Origin of the sequence: Bacillus capparidis (assembly GCF_017832095.1) — a bacterium.
GTDB classification, from domain to species: Bacteria; Bacillota; Bacilli; order Bacillales; family Bacillaceae; genus Bacillus; species Bacillus gobiensis.
Window position 1 is genome coordinate 1,294,940 of record NZ_JAFDST010000001.1, and the last position, 17,635, is coordinate 1,312,574.

Sequence of the window (17,635 nt, forward strand, 5' to 3'; positions counted from 1 at the left end):
TAATGTACGATTTTCTTGTTCTTTAAATTCATTCTTTCGTACTATTATTCTCATAGATGTAATAAACAAAAGAACGGCTACTATAAGCAGCCGCTCTTTTCACTTCTGACACTAATCGAACATTAATGGCCTGGCAATTTTATTAATTGCTGCCCCGTCGACCATTAATGTTTGGCCGCTAACATAGGCAGCTTCATTTGATACCATAAATAAGCAGGCATTTGCAATGTCTTCAACGGTACCGATACGTCCAAAAGGCTGGAATTCAAGAGTTTGCCGGAATCCTTCCTCTGGATCCTCAAGGCTTGCAAAGGTTTGCCGCAATAGCGGAGTATCGACAGTGCTCGGACAAACCGCATTAACTCGAATGTTTAATGGCCCGCAATCTAAAGCCATTTGTCTCGTTAATGCTGTTAATCCACCCTTTGATGCAGCATATGCAGCCAGTCGGGTAATCGTTTTTTCTGCATGCCACGAGGCAATATTGACAATGGCGCCGCCGCCTCGCTTTTCTATTTCAGGAATTGAGTATTTGGAACATAGGAATGCTCCGGTTAAATTCACGCCAATTACCTTCTGCCACTCAGCAAACGTCGTATCAACCGCGGACTTTCTCACCGTGACAGCTGCGTTATTAATTAATATATCAATCCCGCCAAACTCTTCAATTGCCGTTTGAATCAAATCCTGCACCTGGTTTTCGTCACTTACATCTGTTTTCACAAAGATTGCTTCTACTCCGGCCGTTTTCAGTTCATCAGTTTTTTGGCGGCCTGTTTCTTCATTAACATCAGCAAGTACAATTTTGGCTCCTTCTTTACCAAATATTTCAGCAATACCAGCTCCAATGCCCTGGCCTCCACCTGTTACGATTGCCACTTTCTCTTTCAGTCGCATCCATTGTCCCTCCTAAAAAAGTTTCTAGCTAAAAGTATATACGTTTTACTAGATAATTCGTTAACACTTACTCCTCCATTTGCCATCCTTTTTTCTCAGCTCTCTATATTGGACATGAAGCCTGTTTGCTGGATTCTTATCGACTGCATATATTACGAGAAGGAAGAGCCATTAGAATGGCTTCATGAAAAGATAGTTGATATCAGCCGACCACTTCGAATGAATGTGCCTGCCTATAGGGTAGCCGCAACCATTTGAGTACTTCACCAATGCGTACGAAAAAAATCGGCTGCAATCTGTTGGCCGATTTCTTCGCTTGCATTACAAGTCGCCCTTTTCACTTTTATTTAGAGACCCTAACTAAAAATTAATTTACATTCCCTCTCATTTCAACTATAATTTGGTCTAAATCGATAAAAGCAATGATGAGAAAAAGTAAAATGAAGTATTTTTTCACAGAGAGCTTCGGCCAGCTGAAAAGAAGCAAAAATACTCATTTGAAAAATGGCCTCTGAGCTTCGTACTGAACGTACCTTAGGTGGGTGTTAGTAGGATACGGCAAGTGTGGTACTTGTTATCAAAACCACAGTATAAGAGTAATTTTTTTACTCCGTACTTGTAAGAGGCTGATGGCGTGAGCTGTTAGTAAATAAAGGTGGTACCACGGGAATAAAACCTCGTCCTTATTCATTATAAGGATGGGGTTTTTTTATTTTTACATTCAAGGAGGAAAAGGATATGAATATTTTTATTGGGGGAGCTTGGCCGTATGCAAACGGTTCTTTGCATCTGGGACACATCGCCAGTTTATTGCCGGGAGATATTCTCGCACGTTATTATCGCTTAAAAGGGGAGAACGTCTTGTACGCTTCCGGGAGTGATTGTAACGGAACTCCCATAGCGATTCGGGCAAAACAAGAAGGAGTCAGTCCAAAAGCGATTATTGACCAATATCATCAAGAGTTCAGCCGATGTTTTGCAAAATTGGGTTTTTCTTATGACTGTTATACAAGAACAGACACGAGGCATCATCACACAATCGTCCAGCAGATTTTTTTGGAATTGCTTAAAAAAGGCTTCATTTATAAAAAAGAGATTGAACAAACCTTTTGTGAATCGTGCAATCAATTTTTGCCTGACAGATATGTGGAAGGGATTTGTCCTAATTGCAGGCAGTCTTCCCGAGGAGATCAGTGCGATTATTGTTCGGCCATTTTAGATCCGATCGATTTATTAGAAAAAACGTGCAAGCTATGCGGCAGTTCTCCTGCAATTAAAGTCACCGAACATTTTTATTTTTCATTGAGTGCTTTCCAGATAGAGCTTGAAAACTTTATCGCAGATGCAAAAAAACATAAAAAATGGCGTGATAATGCCATTCAGCTTTCTGAAAGGTATATAAGCGAGGGATTGCAAGACCGTGCTGTCTCACGGGATTTACCTATTGGGGTCAGCGTTCCCGTTTCTGGATACGAAGAAAAAAAAGTGTATGTATGGATAGAGGCTGTGGCTGGCTATTACTCTGCTAGCAAGCAATGGGCGAGAGAAAACAACAGGGATGATTCGCTCTTTTGGAATGAACAGACAAAAACATACTATGTACACGGAAAAGATAATATCCCTTTCCATACAATCATCTGGCCGGCCATTTTATTAGGAATTGGGAATAAAGCCCTACCTCAGCATGTTGTTTCCAATGAATACTTGACGGTCGAAAAAAAGAAGTTATCAACGAGTAAGAATTGGGCGGTCTGGGTGCCGGATCTTGTTGAACGATACCATCCAGACTCTATCCGGTATTTTCTCGTAAGTAACGCTCCTGAAAATCGGGATACAGATTTTTCTTGGCGGGAATTTATCTATAGCCATAACAGTGAACTGTTAGGAGCTTACGGAAATTTTGTCAACCGATCCTTAAAGTTTATTGAGAAATATTATGATGGATTCATTCCTGAAGGACATGTTAACCCATCTGTTCAAACAAAGGTTCGAACTCTTTATGAACAAATCGGCCGTCTTATCGAAGAAGCTCATTTCAAACTCGCTTTAGAAAACATATTTGAATTCATCCGATATTCCAATAAATATTTTGATGAAGAACAACCTTGGAAGCAAATCAAAGAAAATAAAAATACCTGTGATCATACGATAATAACCTGTCTTTACATTGTTACGAATTCTGCCCAGCTATTGAATCCTTTTCTGCCTTTTTCAAGCAGACAGGTAAAGGAAATGCTCGGAATTAACGAGTTTGTTTGGAAAGAGATCGCTCCTGCGGAAAAGCTTTCTTACGTAAAACCGCTTTTTGAAAGAATTGATGTTAAACGCATCGATGATGAGCTTGAACGGTTAAAAACCGAAGCTTTCTAGTCCGAATGGTTAATGCTGAAGCTTTAATCCTTTTTTTATAGCCAGGATCGCGCCAGTATGCAGCCCCTCGTGGAAGATGGTCCGGGTCAATACTTGTTCAATCGTGTGCATTCCCATTTCAGTCGGCGGGAATTGTTCTTCCAATCGATCTTTATATCTCCCCTTGATTTCATCCGGCTGCTGTGTTAGAAGTTTGATTAGTTCTTGAAAAGTAGGCGTTTCATGAGTAAACTGCTTCGGGCTCGTTCCGAAACCGAACCAACCGTTAAAGCACATTGAAACAGGCACTTCCTCCTTTGTTAACGTGTGAATCCATAAATACTGGTCAAGATAAATGTGCCCTAAATTCCAGCGGATATTGTTGTTCCATCCATGTGGGATCATGTTCGCAGCCTCATCAGACACATCTTCAACCAATTGAAGCAATTCATCTCTGTATGTATAAAGCTGTTCAAAAAGAACTTTTTGTCTTTTGTTCATTTGTTGTCCTCCCATCGTTTTCCCTTTATCAATTGGACACATACACACTGAATTCCTAGGCGTTTTCATTAATTTACAGGTAATTTCTTTCGTTTTCGTGTTAGCCGCATAGAATATAGGGACATTCGTAAAAGGTGGTGTGTATGGTGAAAGGTTACGGTTATCCAAGCAATGTCTCGCCTGCGTTTGCTGGTGGTTATCCTGGAGGTTATTCTGGTGGTTATCCAGGGTACGGCGCCGGATTTGTGCTTGTGGTCGTGTTGTTTATTCTTCTAATCATTATTGGTGCTTGTTACGTTAGTTAGGTAGATAGAAAAAGCGGGGGATCAATCCCCCACATTTCTCTTTTGTTCGACATACCAAACAGACTTTGAAGGCGGAGTAGAAACGATCAGACGGCCATTTTTAAACACATATCGGGATTTGAGCTGCCGGCTGAATAAATCCATGATATCATCAGCTGGAACGGTGATGAAGCTTGCCGAGTTTCCTTCCTCTATTCCATAGTCTGAAGCGATGCCAAAAGCTTTTGCACCGTTTTCAGTGATCATCTGTATAATATCTAGGACTTCTTTTTCGCCAGTCATGTGAGCTAAATGGCTAGCCATATGCGCCGCTTGAAGAATATTTCCGTTTCCAAAGGGATAAAACGGGGATCGAATATCGTCATGAGCAATACATACAGACACTCCCGATTCGTGAAGTTCTTTTACACGCGTGATCCCTCTGCCTTTTGGCGAAGAATCAAATCTCCCTTGGGTAACTGAACTAATCAAGGGGCACGACACAATCGTCAGCTTAGCTTTGTTAATGAGCGAAAAAATCTTTTGCGAATACGCATCTGAATAATACGCCATGGCATTTGCGTGGCTCGCAGTGACTAACCCCTCCATGCTGTATTTAATTGTTAAATCAGCAACTGCCTCTATAAATCTCGAATGTCCGTCATCAACTTCGTCGCAAAATACATGAACAAACTTCTGATGAACTTTGGCAAGAGAAAAGCAATAATCGAGGGAAGCAATCCCGTTCTCTCTCGTTGTCTCCAAATGCGGAACTGCACTTGCTGCATCAGCGCCCATCAATAGTGCTTTTTCCAATCGTTCACGGTTTTCCGGGCAGCTGATCAAGCCATCCTGGGGAAAGGCAATAATTTGCAAGTCGATCAGATCTTTAAATGATTCACGTACCTTTAATAAGGCCTTTAAAGAATCCAAGGTTGGCTGGGAAATATCCACTGCCGCCCTCACATGCAATACCCATGCTCAATGAGCATACGCAAGGCTATTGTCGCTCGGCTAATCACGTCTTCTTCAGTCACCAGTTTTTTTCGTTCCTGCCAGATCTGGATGCCTTCAAATAACGTTCCTGATTGACTGAATGCCGGATCGCCTGCTGTCAAAGCGGTATCCAGATGGGTGTGCATTTCAACAAAAGCAGGCAAAATGAAATCTCCCTCTGCATCATAATTCTGGATACCATTTATATTTTCTTTTGTGATCACAGAGATCTTGCCGTCAATCATTCCGATCGAATAGCGGTTTTTATCTTCTAAGAAGCGGACATTGGTTAGTACCGAATCATACATCTAATCACCTTCACCCTATTCGAATGTAAGTTGTTCTGTGAATCATTCAAAATCATTGTTTTCCCGGCAAAAATTCAGTCGTATACGCCTTAGAGACATCTTCTTCGTTTTTGATAATTTTAAGATCCAAGAGTTGATCACGCAGCTTTGTCCATCTTTCTTCACTCATATATCCAAAGCCGTTCTCTTGTGCATCACCGCCGAATATAAGTTCCTTTTGCGCCTTAGCTCCGTATTTCATCGCTTCCACATCCAAATCCGGGTTTTTCTCTTGCAGAAATGGATTGATTTCATCTGAATGATCCTTGTAATAATCCCAGCCCTTCACGGTCGCGTTCATAAAGGCTTGAACTAACTCCGGGTTATCTTTAATTGTATCTTCTGTCGTGAAGATCACGTTTCCATAAGGCTGGAAACCAGAATCATGAATCAGCAGTGTGCTGTTTTTCACTCCTTGCTGATCAAGCGCAAATGGTTCACTTGTAATATAGCCCTGTGTTACAGCTTTGGGATCATCAATGAACGTATTCAGCTGTCCTGTGTAAGAAAGCTCTTTTGCATCTTCCAGTTTGTATTTCTTCTTAATGTATTCCCAATAACCAACTCCTGGAGCTGTGAATACATTTTTCCCATTTAAGTCGGAAAAATCTTTCACTCCAGATTCTTCATGAGAAATAAACACATACGGGCTTTTTTGAAAAATGGCGCCAATAACTACGAGAGGAATCCCTTTGTCTCTGGCAATTAAAATATCTTCTGCCTGTGAATAGCCGAACTGGGCTTTTCCTGAAGCAACAATTTGTGTGGAAGAGATTTTCGGGCCGCCTGGTTCAACTGTTACATCTATTCCTTCATCCTTATAAAAATCCTTTTTCAACGCAGCATAATTCCCGCCATGCTCAGGCTGGGCAAACCAGTTTGTGATCAAGGTGGCTTTTTTGGCCTTGTTTCCGTCTCCCTCTCCGGAAGCTCCTTCACTGCCGCCGCAAGCCGAGAGGATCGTTAGTAATAAAATAGAAATAAAGATACCTGTATACTTTATTTTTTTCATTGGTGTCCCTCCAAATTAATTTTCATTTTTCATTTCCGATTCGTGCCACGAGCCTAGCAGCCATTTTGAAAAGAGCTGGACTAGAAGAAAGAAAACAATGCCGAGAATTGAAGCAGAAATTCCGCACGCAAATAGATAAGGCGTCTCCAGTCTTGAGGAAGCGACTGTAATTGCATAGCCAAGCCCGCCTTCTCCTCCGCCGATCCCGGCAATATATTCTCCGACAATGGCTCCAACAACTGCAAGTGTACATGATATTTTCAAGCCCGCTGCAATATAAGGAAGCGCCGAAGGAATCCGTACTTTCCACATGATTTGCCACTTCGAAGCTTTGTACAAATGAAGAAGGTTGATCATCCCCCTGTCTGTTGCGTTTAATCCAATCAGAGTATTGGACAGCATCGGAAAAAATCCGATCGTAAAAGCAATGATCACAATTGCATTCATTCCTGAGCCAAACCAAATCACGATGATTGGCGCAATGGCTACGATTGGAATCGTCTGTAGAATAATGGCATACGGATACAGGCTTCGTTCTAGTATTTTCGAAGAAGCCATGACGATTGCACCGGCAACTCCGCCAATGACACTTAATATAAATCCGAAAACTGATTCAGAAATTGTGCGTATCGCAGAGCTCTTCAGGTTCTCCCAATTTTCTATTGATGCTTGAAAGATATCTGCAGGTGTTGGAAGCAGGTAACTCTTGATATTAAGCAACGGAGGTCCGAACTGCCAGCAAAGAATAAATAAAAGAAAGACAACAAGCGGCGGAATCCAAGCATTAGATTGTTTATTGTTTTTTTTCATGGGCTTTGAGCTTACTTTTTGAATGGCGCCTTCTGATTGTAATTGATTCATTCTTATTCTCCTTTGCTTCTTTGAAAGCTTATATTTTGTTCGGAAGAGGGATTTTCCCTTTGTTGAGCAAATGATACGGGTCATTTTCTTCTTTTATCTTCATAATCTCTTCCATTCTGAGGTTATAGCCGCCGAATCCGAGTAAATATGTATGCGGGTTATTGATGGCCACGCCAATCGACTCGAAGAAATTAATAATTTCATATAGACGTTTCTTCGAGCGGTATTGAATGATCGGCAAAGATGAAGGAATCACTTCTCCTTTGCTTTTGATATATTCAAAATGGAATTGAACCTCGTATCCAAACGCTTCCCGAATCCTATCCATTTGTTGAAAAATAAGCTCTGACGTAAATCTCGCTTGCAGATAGGTGAGATTTTCTCCATGCTTGTGTGCCCACAACGTCGCATGATTCCAAGTAAAATCGGAAAGCTTCAATCCTTTTTGATAGCTGCTTGCCGGTATTTCAAATCCAATGTCGCCCGAGAATTCTGCAGCCAATCGTTTAAGCTTGCCAGCTGCCTCTTCTTCCACTTCGAGCATAACGATCGACTTTCCATCGCGTATATATTTTTTCAGAGGCTGGAAATGCTTCGGAATGGGCCATTCACAAACAGAAATAAGGCGTTTTATTATGGAATCATCTCGTGCCAGCTTATCACTGAAGGACACTGCCTCTTTAAAGGAAGGAAAGTAAGCGATATACTGGCCCCATTCCTGTTTCAGTTCGATGGGCAAAATGGCTTCAGTTACGATGCCTGTTGTCCCGTAATTATGGATATAATTTTGAATCTCTTCTCCTTTAATCGTTAAAAGCTTTGGTTTTTCTTCAATCGTCATCACCGTCACACCAAGGACATTTCCGTCCCAAAGGCCGCCCCATCTAATACTGCCAATACCTCCGGAGCCACCGCATAAAAATCCTCCGACTGTGGCTGTTGCATAGGTGCTTGGGAAAATGCGCAGCTCCTTGCCTTGCCGGCGAAGCTCTTTTTCCAGGATTCCCAGCTTTGTTCCCGCCTGCGCTTTGACACTAGTCTCTGATACTTCTATCATTTGATTTAATTTTGTTAAATCGATAATGATTCCACCGTGCAATGGAATAGCCTGTCCGTAATTGCCGGTGCCTGCGCCTCTTGCAGTCAGTGGTATTTTATGTTTTACAGCAAAAGAGACAACGGTTTTCAGCTCATCCACTGTATCCGGAGCTACAGCGCAATCAGCAACTTTCTCTTTCAAAGCTTCGAATAATACAGGTGAGTACCAATAATAATCTTTTGATAGGCGATTAAGCGTCGTCTCTTTTACAATCACTTTCCTTTCACCAAGTAATGAGTTAAGCTCATTGATCCACATAACCTTCACCTCACAGTTGATTTTAAATGGCGTGAAACCTTGGCAACCATATCACTAAAGGCATGGGTGGAACGGGTTTCATCTTCTCTCGGAAACGGAATTGGTACATCAAAGACAGATTCTATCTTCCCCGGACTTCCTGTCATCACGGCAACCTTTGTTGATAAATACACCGATTCAAACACATTATGGGTGATAAACAGTACCGTCATTTTTTCTGATTCCCAAATGCGCAGCAATTCGCTTTGCAGATTTTGGCGGGTGATTTCGTCCAACGCTCCGAATGGCTCGTCCATTAACAGGAGTTTCGGCTTGGCTACAAGGGCCCTGGCAATCGAAACCCTCATTCGCATACCGCCGGACAGCTCCCTTGGCAATGATTTTCCGTAATCCTTTAAACCGACGAGCTCAAGTGCTTCGTATGCTTTCTCTTGCTTTTCCGATTTATTTATAGGGAAAAATTCGAGAGGGAGCATGACATTTTGAAGCACCGTTCGCCATGGCAAAAGTGTCGCGTCCTGAAAGACAAAGCCAATGTCAGAAGTATTCTGCCCTTTTTCTTCTCCGAAGATTTTCAGAGATCCGTTTGTCGGTTCGATCAAGCCGGCAATCATTTTAAAGATCGTCGATTTTCCACAGCCAGATGGACCGACAAATGATATAAATTCATTTTCTTTAATCGTTAAATTTACGTTTTGTACCGCAGTTTTTCCGGAAGCATAAATTTTAGAGACATGGTTCAGTTCGACTAAAGCTGATGTAAGATTACTCTCTTTCGTTTCCTCGATCTGTTGACTCATGATCCCATTCCCTTCTTTTTATTTACTGATTGATACGGCAAAGGTCAAAATGGCTCATTTCGAGCAAAACTTTCGCAATTTTTATGCCTAGCTTTTCATTGAATTGCTCTCCCTTCTGTTTCGTACCTAAGCTTGCATCACCGGCAATACCTGACTCGGATATGTCCTTTGTAAGCCATGCAAAGTAGCATCCGCCCTTTAAGTAAATGTTGCTATCCTCATCGAGCTTGGGAAATTCCCGGGTGCTGTACTTCATTTGAACCCAGCTTTCCTTCAAATCAAGCACCATTGATGTCTCGACCTCCCCGCCGTGAATACCAAATTTCTGCTCTTTTTCGGAAATGACTTCAGATGTTACATCAAATGCGGTGGAATTAAGTCGGAAAACCATCAAGCCTGTTTCAATTCTGATTTCTCTTGCCATCATATTGAGAAGATCGTGATTTCCTCCATGGGAATTAAACAACACAATTTTCTTAAATCCACTTTCACTCACACTTTTTGCAATATCCATGACGACAGCTTGAAGAGTTGCTGCTGATAAGGTTATTGTTCCGGCAAGACCAAAATGCTCGTTGCTTTTGCCGTATGGAATTGGAGGAAGCAGCCAAACATTTTCGTTTTCCAAATGAGTAAATGCCAGGTTGAGCAGACCCTCGCCTAAAAGTGTATCTGTATAGACTGGCAAATGAGGGCCATGCTGCTCAGTCGCTCCTATTGGCAATACAAGCAGGGCATCCTCTTTTGGCATTTCTTTTATTTGCATAGTTGTCAATCGCGGGAGAAATCGTTTTTCAAATGCAATCCCTTGGTAACGGCTGTGAATCATTTGTCTTGCCTCCTCATATTAGAATGTCAAGATCACTGGCAGGAATGATTACAGCGTAATATAGTCTTACTATTCAGACATATTGTTCGTAAGATTTCCTTTCAATAAATGGCTATATTTGTATAGTTGTACAAAAAGATATCTATGATTTAGAGAAAATAACAATTGAGAATGAAAAAAAAAAGAACAACTCGCAGTCGGTCTCTTTAAAGAGACTGCAGCTACTCTTTTTTTCGTCGTTAATACCAATATGGCGGTATAATATTTGCCCTCTCTATAGCCTGAAGCCTTTTTAATCTATATGGATTGCCATACCCATGCTTAAATGAATGCGGCATAGAGGCATATCCGTGTCCGATTGAAGCTATCCGTTTATTAGGTCCGTTCCCATACATCAATGAATCACCCGCATCTTTCATTTTTACTATCCTATGCAATAATGAGAAATGCGGGAATGGCTTTTGACCGATTATTCGCTAAACCTGGTCCTTCTCCATAGTATAACTTGCTAGTAGCTCCATTTTAATGACCTGCATAATATCCTCTCCTTCTTAATATTTTGCCCTCTTTGGCATTTATCGGATGTTGTAGTAATTCATGTTGCGAATTTGTTTGTCTTTCATTTCCTCATAAATTCGTTGAACTTCCAATTCTCGTTCGTACTCTTCGGCACTTTTAAATCGCCTGTGAATCGTTAATGTTAAAAAAAATAGGTTAATTGTCATATCGCTCACCTCCCTTCAAGTAAATCAAACAGCCCGCTCCTGAGTTTCTTCCTGCGGGCATAAAAAATCCGCAGGAGAAGTTCTATCGGCCTGCGGAGGAGTTTTTCGCGAATGTTTTCAATCTTATTAAACGCAAGTGTGCCTTTCATTAGCCTCGGTTAAGGAAGGGCACCAATTCTCCCGCAGGTTGAATAAAAACGTATTTAATTGGGTATGTTTTACAAATTTAATCTTCTTCATTTTCATCAACCTCCTTAGCTAATTTTTTTCTTACTTAGTAAGTATATCCAACAGTTTCCTTTTTGTAAACGTGATTTTTAAAAAATAGACACATTTGTGCTCTTGACACAAAAAACCGGCTTCAATGAGATTTTTTCTCATGAAAGCCGGATGAATTCATTCATCTTCTGCTTTTTCTAATTGTTTCTTATAATGCAAGGATCTCTTTACGCATAAAAAAGAGGCAGCAATAAACAAACAATCAACAAATAGTAAAAGATTTTTTTTCTCTATGTTTAATTCCTGATTCGGAAGAACGGATCCAATATATAAAAACGCGCTGATCGCAAGCAAAGTAAACGCAAATTGCTTGTAATCCTCCGCGAGTGACTTCAGTTGTTTTGCATTCAAGCTTCCTCACCTGCCAATCATAAGTTTTATACAGGTAAGAGTAACATAGATTTAAAGGATGAAAGACTAGAAAATTCAGCCAATCGCTTTAAATGCCTGATCGAGGTCTTCAAGGAGATCCGACGAGTCTTCGATTCCAGCAGATATACGGATTAAACCTTCAGTAATTCCCAATTCAAGCCGCCGTTCAATTGGGATGGAAGCATGAGTCATTCTAGACGGAACAGAAATAAGGCTTTCAACTGCACCTAAACTTTCTGCAACGACAAAAAAGGTCAGCTTCGATAAAAAAGAATCTACTTTTTCTTCATCAATTTCAAATGATATCATCCCTCCAAACCCACTGCTTTGAGTCTTTGCCAGCTCGTGACCGGTATGAGTTGCAAGCCCGGGATAATAAACTTGCTTGACCTGTGGATGATCGATTAGGTACGCTGCAATTTTCTCAGCGTTCTTTTCATGCGCTTCCATCCTTAGACCCAATGTTTTAATTCCTCTAAGCAAAAGCCATGAATCTTGCGGCCCAAGAATTCCTCCCGTTGAGTTTTGAATAAAATGAAGCTTTTCCCCTAGCTCTTTATTGGCTGCTACCACGAGTCCGCCTACAACATCACTGTGGCCGCCAATATATTTCGTCGCACTGTGAAGTACGAGATCAGCCCCAAGCTGGATAGGGTTTTGGAAATACGGCGTATAAAATGTATTATCAACGATAAACAAGAGGTGATTTTGTACGGAAATTTGGGATACTCTTTGTAAATCAGTAATTTTAAGGAGTGGATTGGTCGGCGTTTCAATGAAGATCGCTTTCGTATTTGGTTGTATCGCTGCCTCCACTTTTTCCGGATCGCTCGTGTCTACAAAAGTGGCTTCAATACCAATTCGTTGTAATACTTTACTTGCCAGCCTGTACGTGCCTCCGTATACATCATCGGTAAAAAGAATATGATCCCCTCTATCGAACAAGAGCATCACAGCTGTTATCGCGGCCATACCTGAACCGAATGCAAAGCCGGAATGTCCGCCTTCAAGCTCGGCAATCATCGTTTCTAAAGCCGCCCTGGTAGGGTTTCCTGTACGGGAATACTCATATCCGGAGTGCTGCCCCGCCTTCTGCTGCTTGTATGTGCTTACTTGATAAACAGGGACAGAAACGGCTCCTGTGCGGTCGTCCCCCGTGATGCCCCCATGTATGACCTTTGTTTTTTTCTTCATCGCTATATCCCGCCTTCGTATATGGATTTACTTAAATAACGTTCACTGCTGTCCGGGAAAATGGTGACAATGTTAGTTCCTGGCTGTGCGGCTTCCGCTTCTTTCAATCCGGCATATAAGCTTGCGCCTGAAGAGCTTCCAATGAGTAATCCTTCCTTTATTGCCGCTTCTTTAACGAGCCGAAAAGCATCCTTATCATTGACAGTATAGATCTTATCAAAGTGATTGGGATTCATGTATTCAGGGATAAATTCCATTCCGATTCCTTCTGTTTTATGCGGACCCGCAATTCCCCCATTTAAAATCGATCCTTCAGGTTCAACGATCACTGTTTTAATCTGATTGTTTTTCTCCTTTAAATATTGGGCTGTTCCTGTGAATGTTCCGCCTGTTCCTGAACCCGCAACAAAAATGTCGATTCGACCGTGCAGGTCCTCCCATATTTCCGGGGCAATTGTATCATAGTATGTCGATGGATTCACTCGGTTTTTAAACTGACTGACACAATAGGAACCGTTGATTTCACGTTCCAGCTCTAATGCCTTGTCTATTGCTCCCTTCATACCTTCAGATCTTGGTGTATAAATAATCTGTGCGCCGAGAGCTTTCATCAGACTTATCTTTTCTTGACTAAAGTGCTCTGGCACGCATAATAAGACGTTGATTCCAAATTTTCTCGCACAAAGCGCAAGTCCTATCCCCGTATTTCCAGCCGTTGCTTCGATTAGAGTGCCTCCTTCGGCCAGCTTTCCCGAAGTAAATGCGTCTTGGATAAGCTTCTTTCCCAATCTATCCTTGATGCTTCCTCCCGGGTTTCTCATTTCCAGCTTTGCGTATAGATTTACCCCTTTAGGCAATGGGAAGTTTGTTACATGGAACAATGGCGTTCTTCCAATTAACTCAGTAATGTCCGAGATCACGGCCACCTGCATCTCCTCCTTCACAAATTAACAGGGAGAAAAGAGGAAGCCCTCCCTCTCCTTATAATTGCTCAAGCATTCTTTTTACGAGCTGAGTAGAATTTGCTGCGGCGGTTTCTAAAAATTGTTCGAATGAAATTTCCGATTCTTTCCCGGCGATATCAGATAACGACCGAATAACGACAAATGGCGTTTTAAATTGGCAGCACACCTGTGCAACAGCAGCCGCTTCCATCTCTACAGCATACAAATCTGGGAATTTGCTGCGAATAAAGTTTACACGTTCAGGATCATTCATAAATGAATCGCCTGTCGCAATTGTACCTTTAACCACTTGTAACGGCTTTAGTGTTTCTGCTCCTTTTTCCGCCAACATAATAAGCCGGTCATCTGCTGCAAAAGCTGCCGGCATCCCGGGAACCTGGCCGTACTCATAGTTAAACACAGTGACATCCACGTCATGATGCCGCACATCACTTGAAATAATAACGTCCCCTACATTCAGTGTATGGTGAAACCCTCCGGCTGAGCCTGTGTTAATAACAAAATCCGGCTGATAATGATCAAGCAAAAGTGTAGTGCTCACTGCCGCATTCACCTTACCGATACCAGATTTTAACAGGACAACCTCTTTATCTTGGTAACGCCCGCTCGTAAACTCATATCCTGTTAACACTTCCTGCTTCGTGAATTTAAGACTGTCTCTAAGAATAGAAACCTCTTCCTCCATTGCTCCAATAACCGCTATTTTCATATATTTCATCCTTTCTTGGCATACATTACTAGTTTATTTACGACATCTTTTTCTATATGTACGGAAAAAACCGATGCGTTTCGCATCAGTTTTTTAAGATTTTAATTTTTCAACCTTAGTCGGCTTCCATCCATTCCCGTCTTCCCATGTGATTTCAACCTTATATTTTTCTCCACTTTCTTTATCTTTAATTGTTCCTTTTGCGTCCTGAGGTCCGCCGTTATTCCCTAGCCATACAACGGTCATTTTATCCTCAGATACTCCTGTTGCATACGACATCGCTTTCAGCATTTCTGCCCAATCCTTTGAACTATCGTCATACGTTGCTACGTGATCGCCAGTCTGCTCGGTCCCTACCGCTTTCCACTCCGGATTCACGATCGTCTGCTCAACATCAGAAGAAGATCCGCCTTCGGTAACTTTTGCTCCGGCAAACGGGTCATCACTGTCTGATTTATCGCTGTTGCCTTCATCGTTATCTTTATCAGCTTGATCATCTTGATCATTTGCTGTCTCGTTTGAATCATCGTTTGAGCCTGGATCTTCTCCGCCAGACTGATTCTTATCATCCGATGCAGGTGCACTTGATTCATTTTCTTGATTGGTGGTTGCCTGCTCATTTGAAGGTGGATTCCTTAAAAGCTGTGAAGCAACCAAAACAATTAATATCGCAACAATTCCAATTAATATGTTAAGGACAAAATTTGCTTTTCTCCGCTTATCTTGTTTCTCATAGCGGGATGAACGATTTTCTTCCAATTTCGTATACACTCCTTTTCCCTCTTGCCTTACACCTTATTCTATCATTTATAAACAAGTAGTTCTATTTCTGCCCATTTTCAATTTCATAAACCTTTTTAACATAGTCATAGTACACAGGGTTAGTTGCCGCTTGTTCACTTGTAGTATCCATATGAACGACAACTAGGGCATATTTGGGCTGGTCGGCAGGAAAATAGCCGGCAAACCACTTATGGTATAACTTTTTCCCCTGATCATTCTTCAAGCCGGTTTCAGCGGTACCCGATTTTCCGGCAACCTGATACGGAAGATCTTGAAACCTTCTACCCGTGCCATTTTCTGAAGTAACCACCTGCCTAAGGAGCTTTTGCATTTTTTGGACGGTGTAACGATCGAGCTGTTTCCCCGGCATTTTTTGCTCCTTGAATGTATACATCGTCGTATTATTTTTATAGTTTATTTTCTCAACTAGGCGAATTTGTTCTTTTTCCCCGCCTCTTGCAATCGTTGCCATCATATTTGCCGCTTGAAGAGGTGTGATTTTGACATCCTTTTGGCCAATAGCCGTTTGATCAATGGCTTTTTTAATTCGTTTGTCATTTTCGTCTTTCCAAATCATGCTTTTCGGCTCGTTGTACAATTGCCTGAAATTTTCCTGATGATAAAGAGTTCCTTCCCATCCAACATTTTGTGTCAGTGTCAGCTTTTCCGCCATATCCTCAATCGCATCCTGATTGCGGGTTGTCATTTCTTCAGCAAGCTGTGTAAACGTATAATTACAGCTCTCGGCAAAGCTTTCTTCAAAGGAGAGCCTTCCTTTATCGTCGCCTTGCTCTCCGTACAGGTTCAAATTGCAATCGTACGTCTTTGATGGCTGATCGAGCCCGTTTTCAATAGCTGCAGCGGCAATCACTGTTTTAAATACAGAGCCGGGATAAACAGGGGAGAGCATAAGATTTTGCATTGTCATTTGATCAGACATGTTCACATCCGGCTTACTGGCCATTGCCGCGATACTGCTATTTTCAATATCAACCAGGACTGCGCCCCCTTTCGTCAATTGATAGTCTCTTAGTACTGCTTCCAGTGATTCCTGCAGCTTTTTATTCAGTGTCGTCTGAATTTTCAGCGGATAAAAGGCATTGGCTTCCGCACTATATTTGACGTCCATACCGAACAAAGGGTTTCCTTTTCCGTCAACATGATATAAAAGCTTCGTTTCGGTTTCAGGGAGCAAAAATTCGTCAAATGTCCGTTCCAAGCCGCTAGTACCTACTTCCGTTCGAATGGACAAATCTTTTTTGTCCGGGTATTTAGCCCTCAGCAGTCCAGGATCTTCATTTGTGACTCCTAATGCATGCATCGCAAGCCTTTCGTTTATTTTTTCTTCCATATATACACCATATATGCCGACAGCCTTTAAGTTATTTATATCTTTAATGGACTGATCGGTAATCTTTTCTTCTAGAACGACAGGCTTTTTTGCATCTGACAACAGGTCATTCAGCCTGTTTTCATCGATGTGAAGAATCTCAGAAGCTTGCCGGATCAGGTCGGGCTGATCTTTGATAAAAGGAAAAGCTATGACAGCAGGCTTTTCTTTTATAGATAGAGATTCACCATTTCTATCTATAAAGGATCCCCTTCCGTCTGAAATTACGACTTCTTCTGTTCGCTGCCTGACGCTTTCCTGCAACAAATTCACCTTCAGCTTGGAAAAGGATTCAGTCGAAATTAACTGGATATCGATCAATCTATAGATAAGAATGAGAAAGAACAATATGAAAACAATCAAAACCAGCTTTACTCGATTAAACGATTTCATACAAAAACACCTCATCCACATTGTGGACGAGGCTAAGCGATCATAAACCCTTTAAGAGATTTTTATGATTTTAACAAACATTTCTCCGCCTGGAGTTTGAACCGTCACCTGATCGCTCACTTGCTTTCCGAGCAGGCTTTTGGCAATTGGTGAATCGTTCGAGATTTTGCCCTCAAACGGATCTGCTTCCGCACTTCCTACGATGGTATACGATTCTTCTTCTCCATCCGGTAATTCTACGAATGTTACCGTTTTACCGAGACCGACTATATTTGAATTTGTCACATCATCCTCAATGATTCTCGCATTGCGGATCATGTTTTCCAAAGTAGTAATTCGTCCTTCTACAAATGCTTGTTCTTCTTTTGCGGAATCGTACTCAGAGTTTTCGGAAAGGTCTCCAAAGCTCCGTGCTACTTTTATTCGTTCCACAACTTCTTTACGTTTCACTGTTTTTAAATATTCAAGCTCTTGTTCGAGCTTTTGTTTTCCTTCTTCTGTCATAGGATATTCTTTCTCTTGTGCCATTTTCCTTCACTCCTTCTGGTTGGTCGCTCATCACTTGTATTATGTATGAGAGCACAGCCTTAAA

The 17,635-nt window shown here is 41.6% G+C and carries 20 protein-coding genes and 1 other annotated feature; of the genes, 2 read left to right on the forward strand and 18 right to left on the reverse strand.

Translation table 11 applies throughout. From position 1 onward, the window contains the following. Nucleotides 1-111: 111 nt before the first annotated feature. A complete protein-coding gene (locus JOC74_RS06665) occupies nt 112-897 on the reverse strand; it encodes an SDR family NAD(P)-dependent oxidoreductase (RefSeq protein ID WP_053603543.1) in 786 nt (261 codons plus the stop codon). 413 nt (nt 898-1,310) lie between these two features. Further along, nucleotides 1,311-1,585, forward strand: a binding site (T-box leader). A 23-nt stretch (nt 1,586-1,608) separates the two neighbouring features. Between JOC74_RS06665 and metG the strand changes: the two genes are divergently transcribed. Next, nucleotides 1,609-3,267, forward strand: a complete 1,659-nt coding sequence (gene metG, locus JOC74_RS06670; RefSeq protein WP_264080185.1) for a methionine--tRNA ligase — start codon at nt 1,609-1,611, stop codon at nt 3,265-3,267. A gap of 9 nt (nt 3,268-3,276) precedes the next feature. On the opposite strand, the gene JOC74_RS06675 is transcribed toward metG, so the two are convergent. Continuing rightward, nucleotides 3,277-3,747 carry a DinB family protein gene (locus JOC74_RS06675; RefSeq protein ID WP_053603545.1) on the reverse strand — a complete coding sequence of 157 codons (471 nt, stop codon included), beginning with the start codon at nt 3,745-3,747 and terminating at the stop codon, nt 3,277-3,279. Between the two features lie 143 nt (nt 3,748-3,890). On the opposite strand from JOC74_RS06675, the gene JOC74_RS06680 reads away from it, so the two are divergent. Then, nucleotides 3,891-4,052 (forward strand): YjcZ family sporulation protein, encoded by a 162-nt coding sequence (locus tag JOC74_RS06680; protein ID WP_082363908.1) that lies wholly within the window; start codon nt 3,891-3,893, stop codon nt 4,050-4,052. A gap of 21 nt (nt 4,053-4,073) precedes the next feature. Here JOC74_RS06680 and JOC74_RS23395 read toward each other — a convergent pair whose 3' ends face one another. The 16 genes from JOC74_RS23395 to greA form a co-directional block, all read right to left on the reverse strand. Beyond that, on the reverse strand, nt 4,074-4,985 hold the full coding sequence (locus tag JOC74_RS23395; RefSeq protein WP_312883779.1) for an amidohydrolase family protein: 912 nt from the start codon (nt 4,983-4,985) through the stop codon (nt 4,074-4,076). 8 nt (nt 4,986-4,993) lie between these two features. Then, on the reverse strand, nt 4,994-5,335 hold the full coding sequence (locus JOC74_RS23400) for an amidohydrolase family protein (RefSeq protein ID WP_245212795.1): 342 nt from the start codon (nt 5,333-5,335) through the stop codon (nt 4,994-4,996). Nucleotides 5,336-5,387: 52 nt separating this feature from the next. Continuing rightward, nucleotides 5,388-6,386, reverse strand: a complete 999-nt coding sequence (locus JOC74_RS06690) for an ABC transporter substrate-binding protein (protein WP_053603547.1) — start codon at nt 6,384-6,386, stop codon at nt 5,388-5,390. Between the two features lie 15 nt (nt 6,387-6,401). Beyond that, nucleotides 6,402-7,247, reverse strand: a complete 846-nt coding sequence (locus JOC74_RS06695) for an ABC transporter permease (RefSeq protein WP_053603548.1) — start codon at nt 7,245-7,247, stop codon at nt 6,402-6,404. A gap of 28 nt (nt 7,248-7,275) precedes the next feature. Then, the gene (locus JOC74_RS06700; protein ID WP_053603549.1) at nt 7,276-8,604 is read right to left on the reverse strand and encodes an FAD-binding oxidoreductase; all 1,329 of its coding nucleotides are present in this window, start codon (nt 8,602-8,604) and stop codon (nt 7,276-7,278) included. Nucleotides 8,605-8,609: 5 nt separating this feature from the next. Beyond that, nucleotides 8,610-9,404, reverse strand: a complete 795-nt coding sequence (locus tag JOC74_RS06705; RefSeq protein WP_053603550.1) for an ABC transporter ATP-binding protein — start codon at nt 9,402-9,404, stop codon at nt 8,610-8,612. A 22-nt stretch (nt 9,405-9,426) separates the two neighbouring features. Then, on the reverse strand, nt 9,427-10,233 hold the full coding sequence (locus JOC74_RS06710) for a creatininase family protein (protein ID WP_053603551.1): 807 nt from the start codon (nt 10,231-10,233) through the stop codon (nt 9,427-9,429). Nucleotides 10,234-10,472: 239 nt separating this feature from the next. Then, nucleotides 10,473-10,652 carry a hypothetical protein gene (locus tag JOC74_RS06715; protein ID WP_053603552.1) on the reverse strand — a complete coding sequence of 60 codons (180 nt, stop codon included), beginning with the start codon at nt 10,650-10,652 and terminating at the stop codon, nt 10,473-10,475. Between the two features lie 156 nt (nt 10,653-10,808). Beyond that, nucleotides 10,809-10,958, reverse strand: coding sequence for a YrzI family small protein (locus tag JOC74_RS06720; RefSeq protein WP_082363911.1), 150 nt, complete (start codon nt 10,956-10,958; stop codon nt 10,809-10,811). Between the two features lie 396 nt (nt 10,959-11,354). Further along, nucleotides 11,355-11,588, reverse strand: a complete 234-nt coding sequence (locus JOC74_RS06725) for a YrhC family protein (RefSeq protein WP_053603553.1) — start codon at nt 11,586-11,588, stop codon at nt 11,355-11,357. Nucleotides 11,589-11,663: 75 nt separating this feature from the next. Then, on the reverse strand, nt 11,664-12,803 hold the full coding sequence (locus JOC74_RS06730; RefSeq protein ID WP_053603554.1) for a bifunctional cystathionine gamma-lyase/homocysteine desulfhydrase: 1,140 nt from the start codon (nt 12,801-12,803) through the stop codon (nt 11,664-11,666). A gap of 2 nt (nt 12,804-12,805) precedes the next feature. Beyond that, the gene (locus tag JOC74_RS06735; protein ID WP_053603555.1) at nt 12,806-13,729 is read right to left on the reverse strand and encodes a PLP-dependent cysteine synthase family protein; all 924 of its coding nucleotides are present in this window, start codon (nt 13,727-13,729) and stop codon (nt 12,806-12,808) included. A 55-nt stretch (nt 13,730-13,784) separates the two neighbouring features. After that, a complete protein-coding gene (gene mtnN, locus JOC74_RS06740; RefSeq protein ID WP_053603556.1) occupies nt 13,785-14,477 on the reverse strand; it encodes a 5'-methylthioadenosine/S-adenosylhomocysteine nucleosidase in 693 nt (230 codons plus the stop codon). Nucleotides 14,478-14,570: 93 nt separating this feature from the next. Next, complete coding sequence (locus tag JOC74_RS06745) at nt 14,571-15,248, reverse strand: YrrS family protein (protein ID WP_225970349.1); 678 nt, start codon at nt 15,246-15,248, stop codon at nt 14,571-14,573. A gap of 52 nt (nt 15,249-15,300) precedes the next feature. Then, nucleotides 15,301-17,043, reverse strand: a complete 1,743-nt coding sequence (locus tag JOC74_RS06750) for a peptidoglycan D,D-transpeptidase FtsI family protein (RefSeq protein WP_053603557.1) — start codon at nt 17,041-17,043, stop codon at nt 15,301-15,303. Nucleotides 17,044-17,094: 51 nt separating this feature from the next. Continuing rightward, nucleotides 17,095-17,571: a transcription elongation factor GreA gene (gene greA, locus JOC74_RS06755; RefSeq protein WP_053603558.1), complete on the reverse strand. Its 477-nt coding sequence runs from the start codon at nt 17,569-17,571 to the stop codon at nt 17,095-17,097. Nucleotides 17,572-17,635 lie beyond the last annotated feature (64 nt).

Bases quoted from the DNA above. Each gene is read 5' to 3' on its own strand.
- JOC74_RS06665 (WP_053603543.1), bottom strand. From the start codon at position 897: ATGCGACTGAAAGAGAAAGTGGCAATCGTAACAGGTGGAGGCCAGGGC.
- JOC74_RS06675 (WP_053603545.1), bottom strand. From the start codon at position 3,747: ATGAACAAAAGACAAAAAGTTCTTTTTGAACAGCTTTATACATACAGA.
- JOC74_RS06680 (WP_082363908.1), top strand. From the start codon at position 3,891: ATGGTGAAAGGTTACGGTTATCCAAGCAATGTCTCGCCTGCGTTTGCT.
- JOC74_RS23400 (WP_245212795.1), bottom strand. From the start codon at position 5,335: ATGTATGATTCGGTACTAACCAATGTCCGCTTCTTAGAAGATAAAAAC.
- JOC74_RS06690 (WP_053603547.1), bottom strand. From the start codon at position 6,386: ATGAAAAAAATAAAGTATACAGGTATCTTTATTTCTATTTTATTACTA.
- JOC74_RS06695 (WP_053603548.1), bottom strand. From the start codon at position 7,247: ATGAATCAATTACAATCAGAAGGCGCCATTCAAAAAGTAAGCTCAAAG.
- JOC74_RS06700 (WP_053603549.1), bottom strand. From the start codon at position 8,604: ATGTGGATCAATGAGCTTAACTCATTACTTGGTGAAAGGAAAGTGATT.
- JOC74_RS06705 (WP_053603550.1), bottom strand. From the start codon at position 9,404: ATGAGTCAACAGATCGAGGAAACGAAAGAGAGTAATCTTACATCAGCT.
- JOC74_RS06710 (WP_053603551.1), bottom strand. From the start codon at position 10,233: ATGATTCACAGCCGTTACCAAGGGATTGCATTTGAAAAACGATTTCTC.
- JOC74_RS06715 (WP_053603552.1), bottom strand. From the start codon at position 10,652: ATGAAAGATGCGGGTGATTCATTGATGTATGGGAACGGACCTAATAAA.
- JOC74_RS06720 (WP_082363911.1), bottom strand. From the start codon at position 10,958: ATGACAATTAACCTATTTTTTTTAACATTAACGATTCACAGGCGATTT.
- JOC74_RS06730 (WP_053603554.1), bottom strand. From the start codon at position 12,803: ATGAAGAAAAAAACAAAGGTCATACATGGGGGCATCACGGGGGACGAC.
- mtnN (WP_053603556.1), bottom strand. From the start codon at position 14,477: ATGAAAATAGCGGTTATTGGAGCAATGGAGGAAGAGGTTTCTATTCTT.
- JOC74_RS06750 (WP_053603557.1), bottom strand. From the start codon at position 17,043: ATGAAATCGTTTAATCGAGTAAAGCTGGTTTTGATTGTTTTCATATTG.
- greA (WP_053603558.1), bottom strand. From the start codon at position 17,571: ATGGCACAAGAGAAAGAATATCCTATGACAGAAGAAGGAAAACAAAAG.